The organism is Mycobacterium sp. MS1601, assembly GCF_001984215.1.
GTDB lineage: Bacteria > Actinomycetota > Actinomycetes > Mycobacteriales > Mycobacteriaceae > Mycobacterium.
Genome location: NZ_CP019420.1, coordinates 5,479,435 through 5,493,418 on the forward strand (window position 1 = coordinate 5,479,435; position 13,984 = coordinate 5,493,418).

Sequence of the window (13,984 nt, forward strand, 5' to 3'; positions counted from 1 at the left end):
GACATCACGACGGTAGGCAGCACAGTTCACCGGCGTTAATCGCCACAGCAGTCCAGTGAGGAGCAGCGTGTGACGGACAAGGACAGCAACCCGGGTGCTGACCAGGTGTCTGAAGAGGTGACGGTCGAGACGACGTCGGTTTTCCGTGCCGATTTTCTGAATGAACTGGACGCCCCGGCGGCCACCAGCGGTGAAGGTGCCGTCTCAGGGGTCGAAGGGCTGCCGGTCGGCTCTGCGCTGCTGGTCGTCAAGCGCGGGCCCAACGCGGGATCGCGGTTCCTGCTGGATCAGCCCAGCACGTCTGCCGGGCGTCACCCTGACAGCGACATCTTCCTCGACGACGTGACCGTCAGCCGCCGTCACGCCGAGTTCCGGCTGGAGAACGCCGAGTTCCAGGTGGTCGACGTGGGCAGCCTCAACGGCACCTACGTCAACCGTGAGCCCGTCGACTCGGCCGTGCTGGCCAACGGCGACGAGGTTCAGATCGGCAAGTTCCGGCTCGTCTTCCTGACCGGCCCCAAGGGCGATGACGGGGGTCCCAGCAGCTAGTGACCGCACCCGATACTCCCGCGTTCGCCGGGATGTCGATCGGCGCGGTGCTGGACGCGCTGCGGCCCGATTTCCCGGACGTCACCATCTCCAAGATCCGTTTCCTGGAGGCTGAAGGTCTGGTGACGCCTGGGCGGACGGCCTCGGGGTATCGGAGGTTCACGGCCTACGACTGTGCGCGTCTGCGTTTCATCCTCACCGCGCAGCGCGATCAGTATCTGCCGCTGAAGGTCATCAAGGCCCAGCTGGATGCCCAGTCCGACGGCGAACTGCCTGATACGGGCTCACCGTACGGAGTGCCGCGGCTGGTGTCCGAAGCCGGTTCCGCCGAGTCGCCGGCCGTGGTGGCGGCCAAGGTGCGGTTGCGCCGCGAGGACGTCATCGAGCAGTCCGGCCTGTCCGCGGCCGACGCCGAGGACACGCTGACGGCTTTGATGAAAGCCGGGGTCATCACCACCGGAGCCGCCGGCTTTTTCGACGAGCACACCGTGCCGATCGTGCAATGCGCCGCCGCCCTGGCCGAGTACGGCGTCGAGCCGAGGCACCTGCGGGCTTTCCGGTCTGCTGCCGATCGGCAGTCGGATCTGATCGCTCAGATCGCGGGCCCGCTGACCAAGGCCGACAAGACCGGCGCCCGCGATCGCGCCGATGATCTGGCGCGGGAAGTGGCGGCGCTGGCGATCACTTTGCACACCTCGTTGGTGAAGTCCGCTGTGCGCGACGTTCTCAACAGGTGAGGACTAGACTTTGTTGGACGGGTTGGTGATTGTTGACCGGGTCGTCGAGCAGCACTGACAGGTGCGGAGGGCAGACACACAATGGGTGAAGTACGGGTCGTCGGCATTCGTGTCGAGCAGCCACAGAACCAGCCGGTTCTGTTGCTGCGAGAGGCTGATGGTGACCGGTACCTGCCCATCTGGATCGGGCAGTCCGAAGCTGCCGCCATCGCTCTGGAACAGCAGGGCGTCGAGCCGCAACGGCCCATGACCCACGATCTGTTCCGCGACGTGATCGCAGCACTGGGGCACTCACTCAAAGAGGTGCGGATCGTTGATCTCCAGGAGGGCACGTTTTACGCCGACCTGATCTTCGACCGCGACATCAAGGTCTCGGCTCGGCCGTCGGATTCGGTGGCCATCGCCCTGCGTGTCGGCGTGCCGATCTATGTGGAGGAGGCGGTGCTCGCCGAGGCGGGTCTGCTGATCCCCGACGAGAACGACGAAGAAGCCACCGGCGCGGTTCGCGAGGACGAGGTGGAGAAGTTCAAGGAGTTTCTCGACAGCGTGTCGCCGGACGATTTCAAGGCCACCTGAGCGGTTGTCGCGAGGCCTGGAAATCGTTTTCAACGCGGAGCGATCACGGATGCGTCTCAACTGGGCGTCCGCGTTCGACACGCCCGAAATGACAACATGTCGGCCCGCAGACGGCCCCATACTGGGTCACGTTGGCGGGTCCAGTAGGCACCGGGGACCTGCCGGGAAGCGTATGCTCAGGGCACTCGGGCTCGGGGCAGGCAGCTGACGACGAGAACGATCGGCGAGAGGAATCACAGGTGGGCGAGCAGCCACGTCAGGGGCAGTTGGATCTTGGCGCCGACGACTCGACGACAAGCCAGGAGCCTGTGGTCACCGAACCGGTGCAGCCAGGGCTGTTCCCGGACGACTCGGTGCCCGATGCCCTGATCGGCTACCGCGGGCCCAGTGCCTGCCAGATCGCCGGTATCACCTACCGCCAGCTCGACTACTGGGCCAGGACCTCGCTGGTGGTGCCGTCCATCCGCGGGGCAGCCGGTTCCGGTAGCCAGCGGCTGTACTCCTTCAAGGACATCCTGGTCCTCAAGATCGTCAAACGCCTGCTCGACACCGGCATCTCGCTGCACAACATTCGCGTCGCGGTGGACCACCTGCGCCAGCGTGGTGTGCAGGACCTGGCGAACATCACCCTGTTCTCCGACGGCACCACGGTCTACGAGTGCACGTCCGCCGAAGAGGTGGTCGACCTTCTGCAGGGTGGTCAGGGCGTGTTCGGCATCGCCGTCTCCGGGGCCATGCGTGAGCTCACCGGCGCCATCGCCGACTTCCCCGGCGAGCGGGCCGACGGCGGCGAATCCATTGCCGCGCCCGAGGACGAGCTGGCCTCGCGGCGCAAGCACCGCGACCGCAAGATCGGCTGACCGAGGGCGCTGTACGCGCCCACCGCGTTATCCACGGGGCTGCTGCGGCAGCCCCTTTTTCATGCCCATGGTCGCTACGGCGCGCAGCCGGACGCCGCTGATGAAACTCATCACACTGGCTGTGTCATGCATTCATTTCAGGCTCGGGCGGCGAGGGGCCGTCTTCCCCGGCGATCGCGACTAGCCGTTATGCGGCTGTGTGCAACAGGGCAACTGAGCAGACAACCGTGCCCGCGTTACCGTTGTGTCACGTCGAAGTTTCCTGCGCTGCAATTAATTTCATGTTTCGGAGCATCTGTTTGACAGATGCAGGCGGTCGCTTTCTACTGTTTGACGCGGTGCAGTGGAATTCGGAATCTTGGCTGAATCGCGTTGGCATCGAAGCCTGCTCGCGAAGACGACAGATCACCGTCAGCCGAAGCCCACTGTGGCGGCACGAGAGGAAATTCAATGGCGGCACTACCGAAGGCGATCGCAGCCTGTGGCCTGGCCAGCATGCTGGTGCTCGCGGCATGTTCCAGTGGCAACGAAAGCGATTCCGGTGCAACGAAACTCATGCTGGCCGTGGAAACCAGCGCGGGTGACCCCCTGGCCGACATGCTGCTGGCCTTCGCCGACGAGGTGGAAAACGAGCTCGGCGACTCGGTGGACGTGACGGTGCAGAGCGGCGGGGCCATCGGTGACGAGGAGGCCGTGCTGCAGGGCCTGCGGGCCGGCGCCATCGACATCGCCGCGGTCAGCGGCTCGGTGGCCAACCTGGACCCCACCTTCACCATCATGGACATGCCGTTCCTGTTCACCGATCGCGACACGGTGACCCAGTTCCTCGACGGCCCCTACGGCGACGAACTCAGCGAATCGCTGGTCAGCTCGGTGGGCGCACGCGTTCTGGCGTTCGGCGAGAACGGATTCCGTCACATCACCAACAACACCCGGCCCATCGTCACCTCAGATGACCTGTCCGGCTTGAAGATCCGCGTACCCGGTAACCCGGCGCGGGTCGCCCTGTTCGAGGCACTGGGCGCCGCGCCCACCCAGATCGACATCGGCGAGACCTACCTGGCACTCGATCAGGGAGTGCTCGACGGCCAGGAGAACCCGCTCAAGGTCATCGACGCCTTCTCGTTCTACGAGAAGCAGCGCTACCTGTCGCTGACCGCCCACATCTACAGCCCGGTCTACCTCACCGTCAACGAGCAGAGCTGGCAGGAACTTTCGCCGGAGATCCAGGAAGGTCTGCAAAAGGCGGCCGACGCAGCCGCCGAGACCAGCCGCTCGGCAGGTACCGCCGCCGACGAGGAGCTGCTGGACAAGTTCGAGGCCGCCGGTGTGGAGATCAACGACGCGGACGTCAACCAGCTGGGGGAGAAGGTCGCCGGCGTGCGTGAGCAGATCGCCGAAGGCATCCCGGGCGACTTCGCCAACCGCGTGCTGGCCGAGTACCGCCAGTGAGCTCGGCACCGCCCTCGCAGCGACCGCGACTGCTGCTGACCGAACTGAACACCGCCACCCGCGTCGGCCTGATCTACATGGCGTCCAGCACCCTCATGGAAGCCGAGATGTATGCGATGGCCACCCCGGCGGCCACCATCCACACCAGCCGCGTCACGCTGCCCAGCGTCACCGTCGCCGGTATCGACGCCATGATGCGTTCGCCCGAACTGCGCACCGCGGTCGAGCTGGTGGCGCAGGCGCCGCTGGATGTCCTGGTGTTCGGTGGCACCAGCGCGTCCTTCCTGCACGGCAGTGCCTGGGACACGATGCTGGTCGAGCAGTTCGAGCAGTGGGCCGGCATGCCGGGGAGGTGCACCACCACGTCCACCGCCAGCATCGCCGCACTGGACGCGGTGGGGGCCGGGCCGATCAGCCTGGTCACCCCCTACCGCCAGGAGGTGATCGACCGGGCGGCCCGCTTCTTCGGCGAGAACGGGCACCCGGTGGTCTCCAGCAGTGGTCTGGACATCACCAGCGATGTCGAACTGGCCGCTGTGCCGTTGGAGAGGGTCTACGACCTGGCCGTGGCCACCGACACCGACGAGGCGACCGCGGTGTTCATCAGCTGCACCAACTTCGCCAGTGTGGGCGCCATCGCCGCGCTGGAGCAGGAGCTCGGCAAGCCGGTCATCAGCGCCGTCTCGGCGTCGTTCTGGTACGCGCTGGAGATCACCGACACCGACGCCGCCCGCGCCGGTTTCGGCACGCTGCTCGACTCCCGCGTGGGCGCCACGGCGGCGGAGGTGACGGCGTGAGCGCGCACAGCGAAGCCCATCCCATCGCCGAACCTGCCGAGGTGGCCGCGCAGTTGGACTCCACCGCCGGGGTGGACCCGATGCCGGACACCAAGACCGTCATCGACCGGGTGCTGGAAGCGCTGGCCGCGGCCAACCTGGCGGCCATCACCGCCATCTTGTTCCTCAACGCAGTGCTGCGTTTCCTGTTCAACTCCCCGCTGGGGTGGACCGAGGAACTGGTCACCGGCCTGATGCTGTGGCTCACCATGCTCGGCTTCACCCTCGGGGTGCGACGCCGGGAGTCGATCGCGGTGCGGGCTCTGGTGGGCCGCTTGCCAATTCGTGCGCAGGTATGGTTGCGCCTGGCCACCGATCTGCTCTCGGCACTGGTGCTGCTGCACCTGGCCTGGTTCGCCTACCTCTACGTCGTCACCTTCGGTGACGATCCCAGCCCGTATCTGCAACTGCCGCGCGGCTTCTTCACCGCGGCCCTGCCCGTGGGTGCGGCGGCCGCGGCGCTGATCCTGCTGCTTCAGCTGCCCGGCACCAGGGCCGCGGTGTTGCGGCAGCTCGAGGAGGAGAAGTCATGACGCTGGCGCTGGCCCTGAGCGTCATCATCGGCCTGCTGCTGCTCGGCACGCCGCTGATCATCGCGATGGCGGCCGGGGTGGCCACCTACGCCACCCTGGGCGGGTCCTGGATGCTGCAGTACCCGCAGCAGGTCACCGACGGGATGAGCAGCTTCATCCTGCTGGCCATGCCGTTGTTCATCCTGGCCGGGGTGGTGATGAACGCCGGTGGCATCGCCGAGCGGGTATTCGCATTCGCCCGTTCGCTGTTCGGCTCGCTGCCCGGGGGCCTGGCGCAGGTGGACGTGTCCACCAGCCTGTTCTTCGGCGGCATGGTGGGCACCTCCGTCGCCGATCTGGCCGGCACCGGCTCCACCCTGATCCCGCAGATGAAAAAGCACGGCTACCCGGCCCCGTACGCGGCGGCGGTCACCGCGTCCTCTTCGGGCATCGGCCCGCTGATCCCGCCGTCGTCGCCCATGATCCTCTACGCCGCGGCCACCGGCACCTCCCTGGGAGCGCTGTTCCTGGCCGGCATCATCCCCGGCTTGATCCTGACCGTGGTGCTCATGGTGGTGGTCGGTGTGCAGGCCAAGCGCAACGGCTGGGGCGAGAAGATCCCGTTCGAGTGGGCCGGCGTGTGGCGCACCATGCGCGGTGCGGTGCTGGCCTTCGGCGTGCCGGTAATCGTGTTGCTGGGCTTGACGCTGGGTGTCTTCACCCCCACCGAGTCCGGGGCGTTCGCCGTGGTCTACGCCATCGTGCTGTCGATGGTGGTGTTCCGGTCGATGGGGGTGCGCCGGTTGTACCGCTGCCTGGTCGAGGCGGCGGTGCTGACGGGAGAGGTGATGCTGATCGTCGGGGTGTCGGTGGCACTCGGCGCCATCCTGGCCATGGCGGGACTGCCGCAGGCGCTCACCGACTTCGCCACCGCCATCGTCCCCGGCGATGTCCAGCTGGGTTACGTCGCGGTACTGACGGTGACCGCGATCGTGGCCGGCATGCTGTTCGACCCCCTGATCCCGGTCATCATGCCGGTGATGCTGCCCACCATGCTCGAGGTCGGTATCGACCCCGTGTACTTCGGTGTCATCATCGTGCTCACCGTGATCATCGGTCAGGTGACCCCGCCGGTGGCGATGTCGCTGGCCGTCGCCGCCAAGATCGCGAAGGTGGACGCCTGGGGCGTGCTGCGGGCCAACACCCCGTTCCTGCTGGCCACCATCGCGGTACTGGTGCTCGTCATCCTGGTGCCTTCGCTGGCCACCTGGCTGCCGTCCGTGCTGGGCGGTCCGTGACCGGGGTGGACCAGCTGCGGGGGATCTCGCTGACGCAGCTGAGATATTTCATCCGGGTGGCCGAGCGCGAGAGCATGACGCGCGCGGCCGAGGACCTGTTCGTCGCGCAGTCGGCGGTGTCCTCGGCCGTGGCCCACCTGGAGAAGGAACTCGGCGTCCAGCTGTTCATCCGCAGACACGCCAAAGGGCTGACCCTCACCGCATCGGGGCGTGAGCTGCTGGTCCGCTCACGCCAGATCCTCACCGCCCTGGCCGAATCACTGGAGTCGATAGCCGGTGAAGCACAGGCATTCTGGGGGCCGTTGCACGTGGTCTGCTTCAGTCCGCTGGCGCCGTTCTATCTGCCCTCCATCATCGCCGGGCTCAAGCGCGAGCACCCCGGACTCGAGGTGCACGTCACCGAGGCGGTGGCCGGGGAGGTGAGCGAGTACCTGGAGTCGGGCCGCGCGGAGGTGGCGCTGACCTACGACCTGGCCCTCGGCGACAGCGTGCACCGCGACGTGCTGGCCGAGATCGCGCCCTACGCCGCGCTGCCCTCCTCGCACCGGCTGGCCGGCGCGACCAGCGTGGCGTTGGCCGACCTGGTGGACGAGCCGATGATCTTGGTGGATCTGCCCTACAGCCGCGACTACTTCCTTGGCGTCTTCACCGATCGGGGAATGTCGCCCAACGTGCAGTACCGCTCCAGCAGTTATGAGACGGTGCGCGCCATGGTCGCCCAGGACCACGGGTTCAGCCTGCTGCACCAGCGACCGGCCACCGACAGCACCTACGCCGGCGGTCGGGTGGTGGCCGTGCCGCTGGCCGACGACGTGGCACCGCTACGGGTGGTGACCGCCAGCCTGTCGTCCATGCGGATGAGCCGACGGGCACAGGCCTTCGTCGAACGGTGCCGGGCGGTGGTCGCCCCGGCCGACGGTGTGCCCGGATAGCCGGACCGCCGCAAAGATGCGATCGCTTCCTGCGATGCCTTGCATCTGTTGAACACATGCAGCACAACACATCTCACTGTTTGCCGATATGCGCCGCGGTGTCTTGAATCGAATGCGTGAGCACACCCGACCCCACCCCGGCCTATCTGCCAACGCCGGTGGGCCGCATGCACGTTGTCGTCGCGGACCCGGGCGCCGGACCCTGGCTGGTGCTCCTGCACCAGACCCCGCGCAGCTGGGACGAATTCGCCGATGTCCTACCGCATCTGGACGACTACCGGGTGGTGATCCCGGATCTGCCCGGGTACGGCAACTCGCCGGCATTGCCCGAGAACACCATCGAAGCCGCCGCGGGTGCCGTGGCCGCCGTCATGGACCAGCTGGGAGCCGGCCGGGCGCACGTGGTGGGGCACCACTTCGGCGGGCTGGTGGCCTACCACCTGGCGGCATCGGCGCCGCGGCGGGTGCAGTCGCTGGTGCTGTCGTCCACACCCTTCATCGACGCCGCAGAGCGGGAGCGACGCCGCGACGCACCGCCTTTCAACGCCGTGACGGCGCGCTCGGACGGCGGACACCTGGCCCAACTCTGGCAGCGCCGCTGCGACTACCTGGCCCAGCTGGATCCGGCGGTGCTCGGCCGCTACGTCCGCGACGTGCTTGCACACCCGGATCCCGATCGTGGTCACGCCGCGGTGGCCGCCTACCACTCCGAAGCCGGTGTCGGACGTTACGCGGGCCCGGTGCTGTGCCTGGCCTCCGCGCGCGACCCGCGGGCTTTCGGCCGCAGGCATGCCATCCTGGCCGCGTTCCCGGGTGCCCGCGAACACGTGCTCGACGCCGGTGACATCTCCAGCCCGGAGACCTGTCCGGTCGAATTCGCCCAAGCCATACTGGATTTCCACGCCGAACTGGCGCTGCGGTGAACGCGGCCCAGATGCGTGCGGCCGTGCTGCGCGAGCGTGGCACCGGCCCGGAGCTGGCTCTGGAGCAGATCCCGGTGCCGGTACCGGGACCGGGGGAAGTGCTCGTCGAGGTGGCTGCCTTCAGTCTCAACAACGCCGAGATACTGCAGACCCGCGGAGCCATGCCGGCCCCGCCGGGCGGTGTGCCCGGCCTGGAGTGCGCGGGCACCGTGGTGCAGGTGGGCACCGAGGTGACTCGCTGGCACCACGGTGACCGGGTGGCGGCGCTGACCAGGGCGGGCTCGTACGCCGAGTACGTCGTGGTGCCCGCGGGCGCCTGCATCGCGGTACCCGACGACCTCGACCCGGTGGTGGCTGCCGCCATTCCGGAGGCTGCGGCCACCGCCTGGTGGAACCTGGTGCACCGCGGTCGCGCAGCGCCGGGGGACCGGGTGCTGGTGCACGGTGCGGCCGGCGGGGTCGGCACCATCGCCGTGCAACTGGCTGCCGCTCTGGGTGCCCAGGTGGTGGGCACCGCCCGCGGCCCGGTGAAGGCGGCGCTGTGCGCGGAGCTGGGGTGTGCCCATGTGCTCGACCACACCGGTGCGGACCTGTTCGCCGAACTGCGTGAGCTGGTGCCCGACGGGGTCGACATCGTGCTCGACAACCAGGGTGCGTCCACCCTCGAGGACAACCTCGCCGTGCTGGCACCGGGTGGACGCCTGGTGGTGATCGGGGTGGCCGGCGGTACGTCGGCGGTGCTGGACCTCGGGGTGCTGATGGCACGCGGCGTGGAGATCTCCTCGTCGAGCCTGGGGCGCCTGGATGACGAGATGAGGGCGGCGCTGTGCCGCGAAGTCGAAGACAACGTGCTACCCCACATCATCACCGGACGGATCCGGCCGGTGCTCGACCAGTGCCATCCCTTCACCGAACTACCCACCGCCATCGCCAGATTCGGCGCCGCCGAGCGCGTGGGCAAGGTGGTTGTCACGGTGGGTCCGGTATCTGCAGATCCGATGCAGCACAACGGAACTATCTCTTTGCATGATGACGAGGGCGGATCCAGGATGAATCTCAGATCCTGCGACCAACGAACACCGAACCCGAGGCAGCCCAATGAATCCCACCCTGACGCCGGTTGACATGCGCGAGTTCGTCCGCGCCATCAGCTGCGCCGCCACCCCGGTCACCATCGTCACCACCCAGGTCGGCGACACCCCGTGGGGGCAGACGGTCTCCGCGGTCAGCCGGGTCTCCGACGAGCCCGCCATGCTGGGGGTCTGTATCAACCGCCGCAGCCCCCTCAACGCCGCCATCACCACAGCCGGGAGCTTCAACGTCTCGCTGCTGGGACCTGAACACGGTAGTGCTGCAGACAGTTTCGCCGGACGCCAACACCTCGGCCGGCCGGCCTTCACCTTCCTTGACCACGAGTGGCGCGCGGGTACCAACGGTCTGCCGATCTTCGGCGCCGGCGTCGCCGCCTTCGAATGTGACGTGCACACCGTCGTCGACGCCGGTTCCCATCAGCTCTACCTCGGCGCCGTGCGGCACGTCGCACACACCGACGCCGAACCCCTGCTGCACCTGCGCGGCAACTACCGCACCCTGGCCGCCCACGCGGCCGACACCAGATCGAAAGGACGCCCCGCATGATCCGCACCGGAGAGCAGTACAAGGAGGCCATCAACACCGGCCGCGAGATCTACATCGACGGCGAGCAGGTCCACGATGTCACCAAGCACCCGATGTTCGCCCCGATCGTCGACATCCGGGCCCGGATCTACGACCTCGCGCACGAGGCGGCCACCCAGGACGTCATGACCTACGTCGACGACACCGGTGAGCGCAACGCGGTGGCCAACAAACTGCCGCTGACCCAACAGGACTGGCACGACAAGCGCGCAGCGGTGGACGTCGTGCTCGACGAGGTGCGCGGCGTGGTCACCCGGGTGGGCGACGAGACGGTGGGCGAGATGTGGGCGCTCTACGACGGCCAGGACGTGCTCAACGAGGTGGACCCCCGGTTCGCCGAGAACATCCGCCGCCATGTGCACAAGGCCGCCACCGGCGACCCGTTCCACATCTCCGCCAACACCGACCCCAAAGGTGACCGGTCCAAGCGTCCCCAGGACCAGGACCCCGACATGCTGCTGCACGTGGTCAAGGAGACCGACGACGGCATCATCGTGCGCGGCGCCAAGTACGAAACCGCCGCCCCCTACGCCACCCAGGCCTACACCAAACCCACCATCGCCAACTGGGGTGACGCCAAGCTCTCCGACTACGCCGTCGGATTCATCGCCGACCTCAACGCCCCCAACCTGAAGTTCATCTGCCGCACCGGTTTTGCCGGCCGGCGCGACGCGGCGGACTATCCGCTGTCCAACCGCGTCGACGAGGTCGAGTCGCTGGTGATTTTCGACAACGTGCTGATCCCGTGGGACGACATCCTGTTCTACCGCCACACCCGCGCGGCCACTTTTGTGCGCAGCTGCCTGCACCGCTACAGCGCACTGCCGTATGTGCACCGCTCGATCCGGTTCGCCGACCTGATGATCGGCGCCGCACTGTTCAACGTCCGACAGACCGGGCTGGACCAGAACCCGGCTGTGCAGGAGAAGCTGGCGGCGCTGGCCTGCTACCGGGAGGGCATCGAGGCGCACCTGACCGCGGCGATCGCCACCGCCGAAACCAGCCCGGGCGGGCTGCTGATGCCCAACCAGTCACTGCTGTACGCCGGGCGGGTGTGGGCCCAGACCCAGCTGCCCCAGATGATGCACACCGCCCGCGAACTGTGCGGCGGGCAGATCTGCATCACCCCGGACTCCGCCACCTTCGGCATCCCCGGCGCGGCGCCGTGGCTGGAGAAGTTCTACTCCATCAACGACGACTGGCAGGCCGACGACCGGCGCAAACTGCTGGCCTTCGCCCGCGACCTGCTCAACAGCGACTACGCCGGACACCGGCTGACGTTCCAGTTGTTCGCCCAGGCACCACCTTTCGCGCACTACCAGGCGGTGTACCGCAACTTCGACTTCGACGGGCCGCTGGCGCTGGTGAAGTCCGCCGCAGAGCTCTCGGACCGGGTGAACGGGACCGAGCCCGCGTGAGCCACCGCCGTATCCGTCCGTTCAACACCAGGGACACCTACCCCGAGCAGAACCTCGACAACGACCTGTGCCAGGCCGTCGTCGCCGGTGACACCATCTACTTGCGGGGGCAGATCGGTCAGGACCTCGATACCTCCGCCAGCGTCGGGGTCGGGGACGTCACCGCCCAGGCCGAGCAGGCCATGGCCAACATCGCCACCCTGCTCGCCGAAGCCGGCTCCGGACTCGAGGACATCGTGAAAGTCACCGTGTACCTGGTGGATCCGCGTTACCGCGAGAGCGTCTACCGGGTGATGGGGCGATGGCTCAAAGGTGTGTACCCCGTTTCCACCGGCCTGGTGGTCAGCGCGTTGGCCCGCCCCGAATGGCTCGTCGAGATCGACGCGATCGCGGTGCGGCAGGTGGCCTCATGACCTTCTCGATGGCAGCGCTGGACCGGGACACCGGTGCGCTGGGCATGACCATCGCCTCCTCGTCTCCCGCGGTGGCCAGCCGATGCCTGGGCATCCGCCCCGGTCTCGGCGCCGCGGCCACCCAGAACGTCACCGACCCGCGCCTGTCCGGGCTGCTGCTGGATCGCCTGGCCGCCGGTGACGACGCCCGGACCGCACTGGATGCCGTGGTCGACGGCCACCACCTGCGTGACTACCGGCAGCTGACAGTGCTGGACCGCGCCGGGCGGACCGCGGCCTTCAGCGGCGCCGGTGCGCTGGGCACCCATCACCACGTGGCCGGCGACGGGGTGGTGGCCGCGGGCAACATGCTGGCTGGTCCGGCCACCATCACCGAGCTGATCCGCGGCTACGAGAGCTCCGGTGCCGCTGAATTCGAGGCGCGACTGCTGGCGGGTCTGAACGCGGCCCTGACCGCGGGTGGCGAGGAGGGGCCGGTCTACTCGGCCGGCCTGCTGGTCTACCGCGAGGTCGCCTGGCCGGAAACCACCCTGCGGGTGGACTACTCCGAGGACCCCTACGCGGCGCTCGCGCAGCTGTGGACGGTGTGGGCACCCCAGCGCGACGACTACGTCCGGCGCGCCCTGGATCCGTCGGCGGCACCGAGCTTCGGGGTGCCCGGTGATCTCTGAGGCCAAGGCGGCGGCGCGGCGGCACCTGGGACAGAACTGGGACCTGGTCCGCGGTATCAGCACGCAGTTGCACGCCGATCCGGAGCTGGCCTGGAACGAGGTCAGAGCTCATCGTCTGCTGACCACGGTGCTGGCCGAACGCGGTTTCAGCGTTGACAATCGGGCCGGTGGACTGGACACCGCGTTCCACGCCACCGCCGGCACCGGACCGGTACACGTCGCCTTCGTCGCCGAATACGACGCGCTGCCGGGCCTGGGCCACGCCTGTGGACACAACCTGATCGCGGCGTCGGCCATCGGCGCCGCGCTGAGCACCCGCGCCGCCGACCTCGACGACACGTTGACCGTGCACGTCCTCGGCACACCCGCCGAGGAGGGCGGCGGAGGCAAGATCCTGATGCTGGAGGCCGGCCAGTTCGACGGGCTCGACGCCGCGTTGATGATGCATCCCGGGCCGGTCGACGCGCCACGGGCGGTGCCCATGGCGGTGGCGCACTGGCGCGTCACCTACCGCGGCGTCAGCGCCCACGCCGGGGCCTACCCGCATCTGGGGGTCAACGCCGCGGACGCCTTCACCGTCGCCCAGGTGGCCATCGGACTACTGCGCCAGCAGCTGCCGTCGACCGTGCGTGTGCACGGGGTGGTCACCTCGGCGGGCTCGGCGCCCAACGCCATCCCGGACATGGCGTCGGGACGCTGGTATGTGCGGGCCGAGACGCTGGCGCAGCTCACCGGCATCGAAGCCCGCATCCGAGCCTGTTTCCAGGCCGGAGCCACCGCCAGCGGCTGCGACCTGGAGATCGAACTGGAATCCCCGCCTTACTCGGAATTCCGCACCGACGACGAGATCCTGGACGACTTCGTCACCAATGCGGCGCTGCTGGGCCGCGACATGACCGCCGCGCCGCCGTCCGGTGCTGCGGCCATGGCGTCGGCGTCCACCGACATGGGCAATGTGTCGCAACTGGTCCGGGCCATCCACCCCTACCTGGGCATCGGCTCCCTGCCCGCGGTCAACCACCAACGCGAGTTCGCCGACGCCGCGGTGGGCGACGGCGCCGAGGCGGCCCTGCGCGACGGCGCGACCGCGCTGGCCTGGACGGCACTGGACCTGGCAGCGCGCTAAACTG

At 68.2% G+C, this 13,984-nt stretch carries 16 protein-coding genes; all 16 read left to right on the forward strand.

All coding sequences use genetic code 11. The annotated features are described in order from the left end of the window. Nucleotides 1–69: 69 nt before the first annotated feature. Complete coding sequence (gene garA, locus BVC93_RS26190) at nt 70–549, forward strand: glycogen accumulation regulator GarA (RefSeq protein WP_083739972.1); 480 nt, start codon at nt 70–72, stop codon at nt 547–549. Next, nucleotides 549–1,286, forward strand: coding sequence for a transcriptional regulator FtsR (gene ftsR, locus BVC93_RS26195; RefSeq protein ID WP_083739973.1), 738 nt, complete (start codon nt 549–551; stop codon nt 1,284–1,286). Before garA ends, ftsR begins: the two co-directional genes overlap by 1 nt. A gap of 81 nt (nt 1,287–1,367) precedes the next feature. Next, nucleotides 1,368–1,862 (forward strand): bifunctional nuclease family protein, encoded by a 495-nt coding sequence (locus BVC93_RS26200; RefSeq protein WP_083739974.1) that lies wholly within the window; start codon nt 1,368–1,370, stop codon nt 1,860–1,862. 239 nt (nt 1,863–2,101) lie between these two features. Continuing rightward, the gene (locus tag BVC93_RS26205) at nt 2,102–2,722 is read left to right on the forward strand and encodes a MerR family transcriptional regulator (protein WP_083739975.1); all 621 of its coding nucleotides are present in this window, start codon (nt 2,102–2,104) and stop codon (nt 2,720–2,722) included. Nucleotides 2,723–3,172: 450 nt separating this feature from the next. Continuing rightward, entirely contained in the window at nt 3,173–4,174 is a 1,002-nt protein-coding gene (locus tag BVC93_RS26210; RefSeq protein WP_083739976.1) for a TRAP transporter substrate-binding protein, read from the forward strand. Continuing rightward, a complete protein-coding gene (locus tag BVC93_RS26215; protein WP_083739977.1) occupies nt 4,171–4,971 on the forward strand; it encodes a maleate cis-trans isomerase family protein in 801 nt (266 codons plus the stop codon). The genes BVC93_RS26210 and BVC93_RS26215 overlap by 4 nt, the downstream gene beginning before the upstream one ends. After that, on the forward strand, nt 4,968–5,543 hold the full coding sequence (locus BVC93_RS26220; RefSeq protein ID WP_083739978.1) for a TRAP transporter small permease: 576 nt from the start codon (nt 4,968–4,970) through the stop codon (nt 5,541–5,543). Before BVC93_RS26215 ends, BVC93_RS26220 begins: the two co-directional genes overlap by 4 nt. Further along, on the forward strand, nt 5,540–6,820 hold the full coding sequence (locus BVC93_RS26225) for a TRAP transporter large permease (protein ID WP_083739979.1): 1,281 nt from the start codon (nt 5,540–5,542) through the stop codon (nt 6,818–6,820). The genes BVC93_RS26220 and BVC93_RS26225 overlap by 4 nt, the downstream gene beginning before the upstream one ends. Further along, complete coding sequence (locus BVC93_RS26230) at nt 6,817–7,752, forward strand: LysR family transcriptional regulator (RefSeq protein WP_236950126.1); 936 nt, start codon at nt 6,817–6,819, stop codon at nt 7,750–7,752. Before BVC93_RS26225 ends, BVC93_RS26230 begins: the two co-directional genes overlap by 4 nt. Nucleotides 7,753–7,868: 116 nt before the next feature. Then, nucleotides 7,869–8,675, forward strand: coding sequence for an alpha/beta fold hydrolase (locus BVC93_RS26235; protein ID WP_083739980.1), 807 nt, complete (start codon nt 7,869–7,871; stop codon nt 8,673–8,675). Beyond that, nucleotides 8,672–9,799: a zinc-binding dehydrogenase gene (locus BVC93_RS26240; protein ID WP_083739981.1), complete on the forward strand. Its 1,128-nt coding sequence runs from the start codon at nt 8,672–8,674 to the stop codon at nt 9,797–9,799. The genes BVC93_RS26235 and BVC93_RS26240 overlap by 4 nt, the downstream gene beginning before the upstream one ends. After that, nucleotides 9,774–10,313: a flavin reductase family protein gene (locus BVC93_RS26245; RefSeq protein WP_083739982.1), complete on the forward strand. Its 540-nt coding sequence runs from the start codon at nt 9,774–9,776 to the stop codon at nt 10,311–10,313. The genes BVC93_RS26240 and BVC93_RS26245 overlap by 26 nt, the downstream gene beginning before the upstream one ends. Continuing rightward, nucleotides 10,310–11,770 (forward strand): 4-hydroxyphenylacetate 3-hydroxylase family protein, encoded by a 1,461-nt coding sequence (locus BVC93_RS26250; RefSeq protein WP_083739983.1) that lies wholly within the window; start codon nt 10,310–10,312, stop codon nt 11,768–11,770. Before BVC93_RS26245 ends, BVC93_RS26250 begins: the two co-directional genes overlap by 4 nt. Further along, the gene (locus BVC93_RS26255) at nt 11,767–12,183 is read left to right on the forward strand and encodes a RidA family protein (protein ID WP_083739984.1); all 417 of its coding nucleotides are present in this window, start codon (nt 11,767–11,769) and stop codon (nt 12,181–12,183) included. Before BVC93_RS26250 ends, BVC93_RS26255 begins: the two co-directional genes overlap by 4 nt. After that, on the forward strand, nt 12,180–12,854 hold the full coding sequence (locus tag BVC93_RS26260; RefSeq protein ID WP_083739985.1) for a DUF1028 domain-containing protein: 675 nt from the start codon (nt 12,180–12,182) through the stop codon (nt 12,852–12,854). Before BVC93_RS26255 ends, BVC93_RS26260 begins: the two co-directional genes overlap by 4 nt. Beyond that, entirely contained in the window at nt 12,847–13,980 is a 1,134-nt protein-coding gene (locus tag BVC93_RS26265; RefSeq protein ID WP_442929106.1) for a M20 family metallopeptidase, read from the forward strand. Before BVC93_RS26260 ends, BVC93_RS26265 begins: the two co-directional genes overlap by 8 nt. Nucleotides 13,981–13,984: the final 4 nt, after the last annotated feature.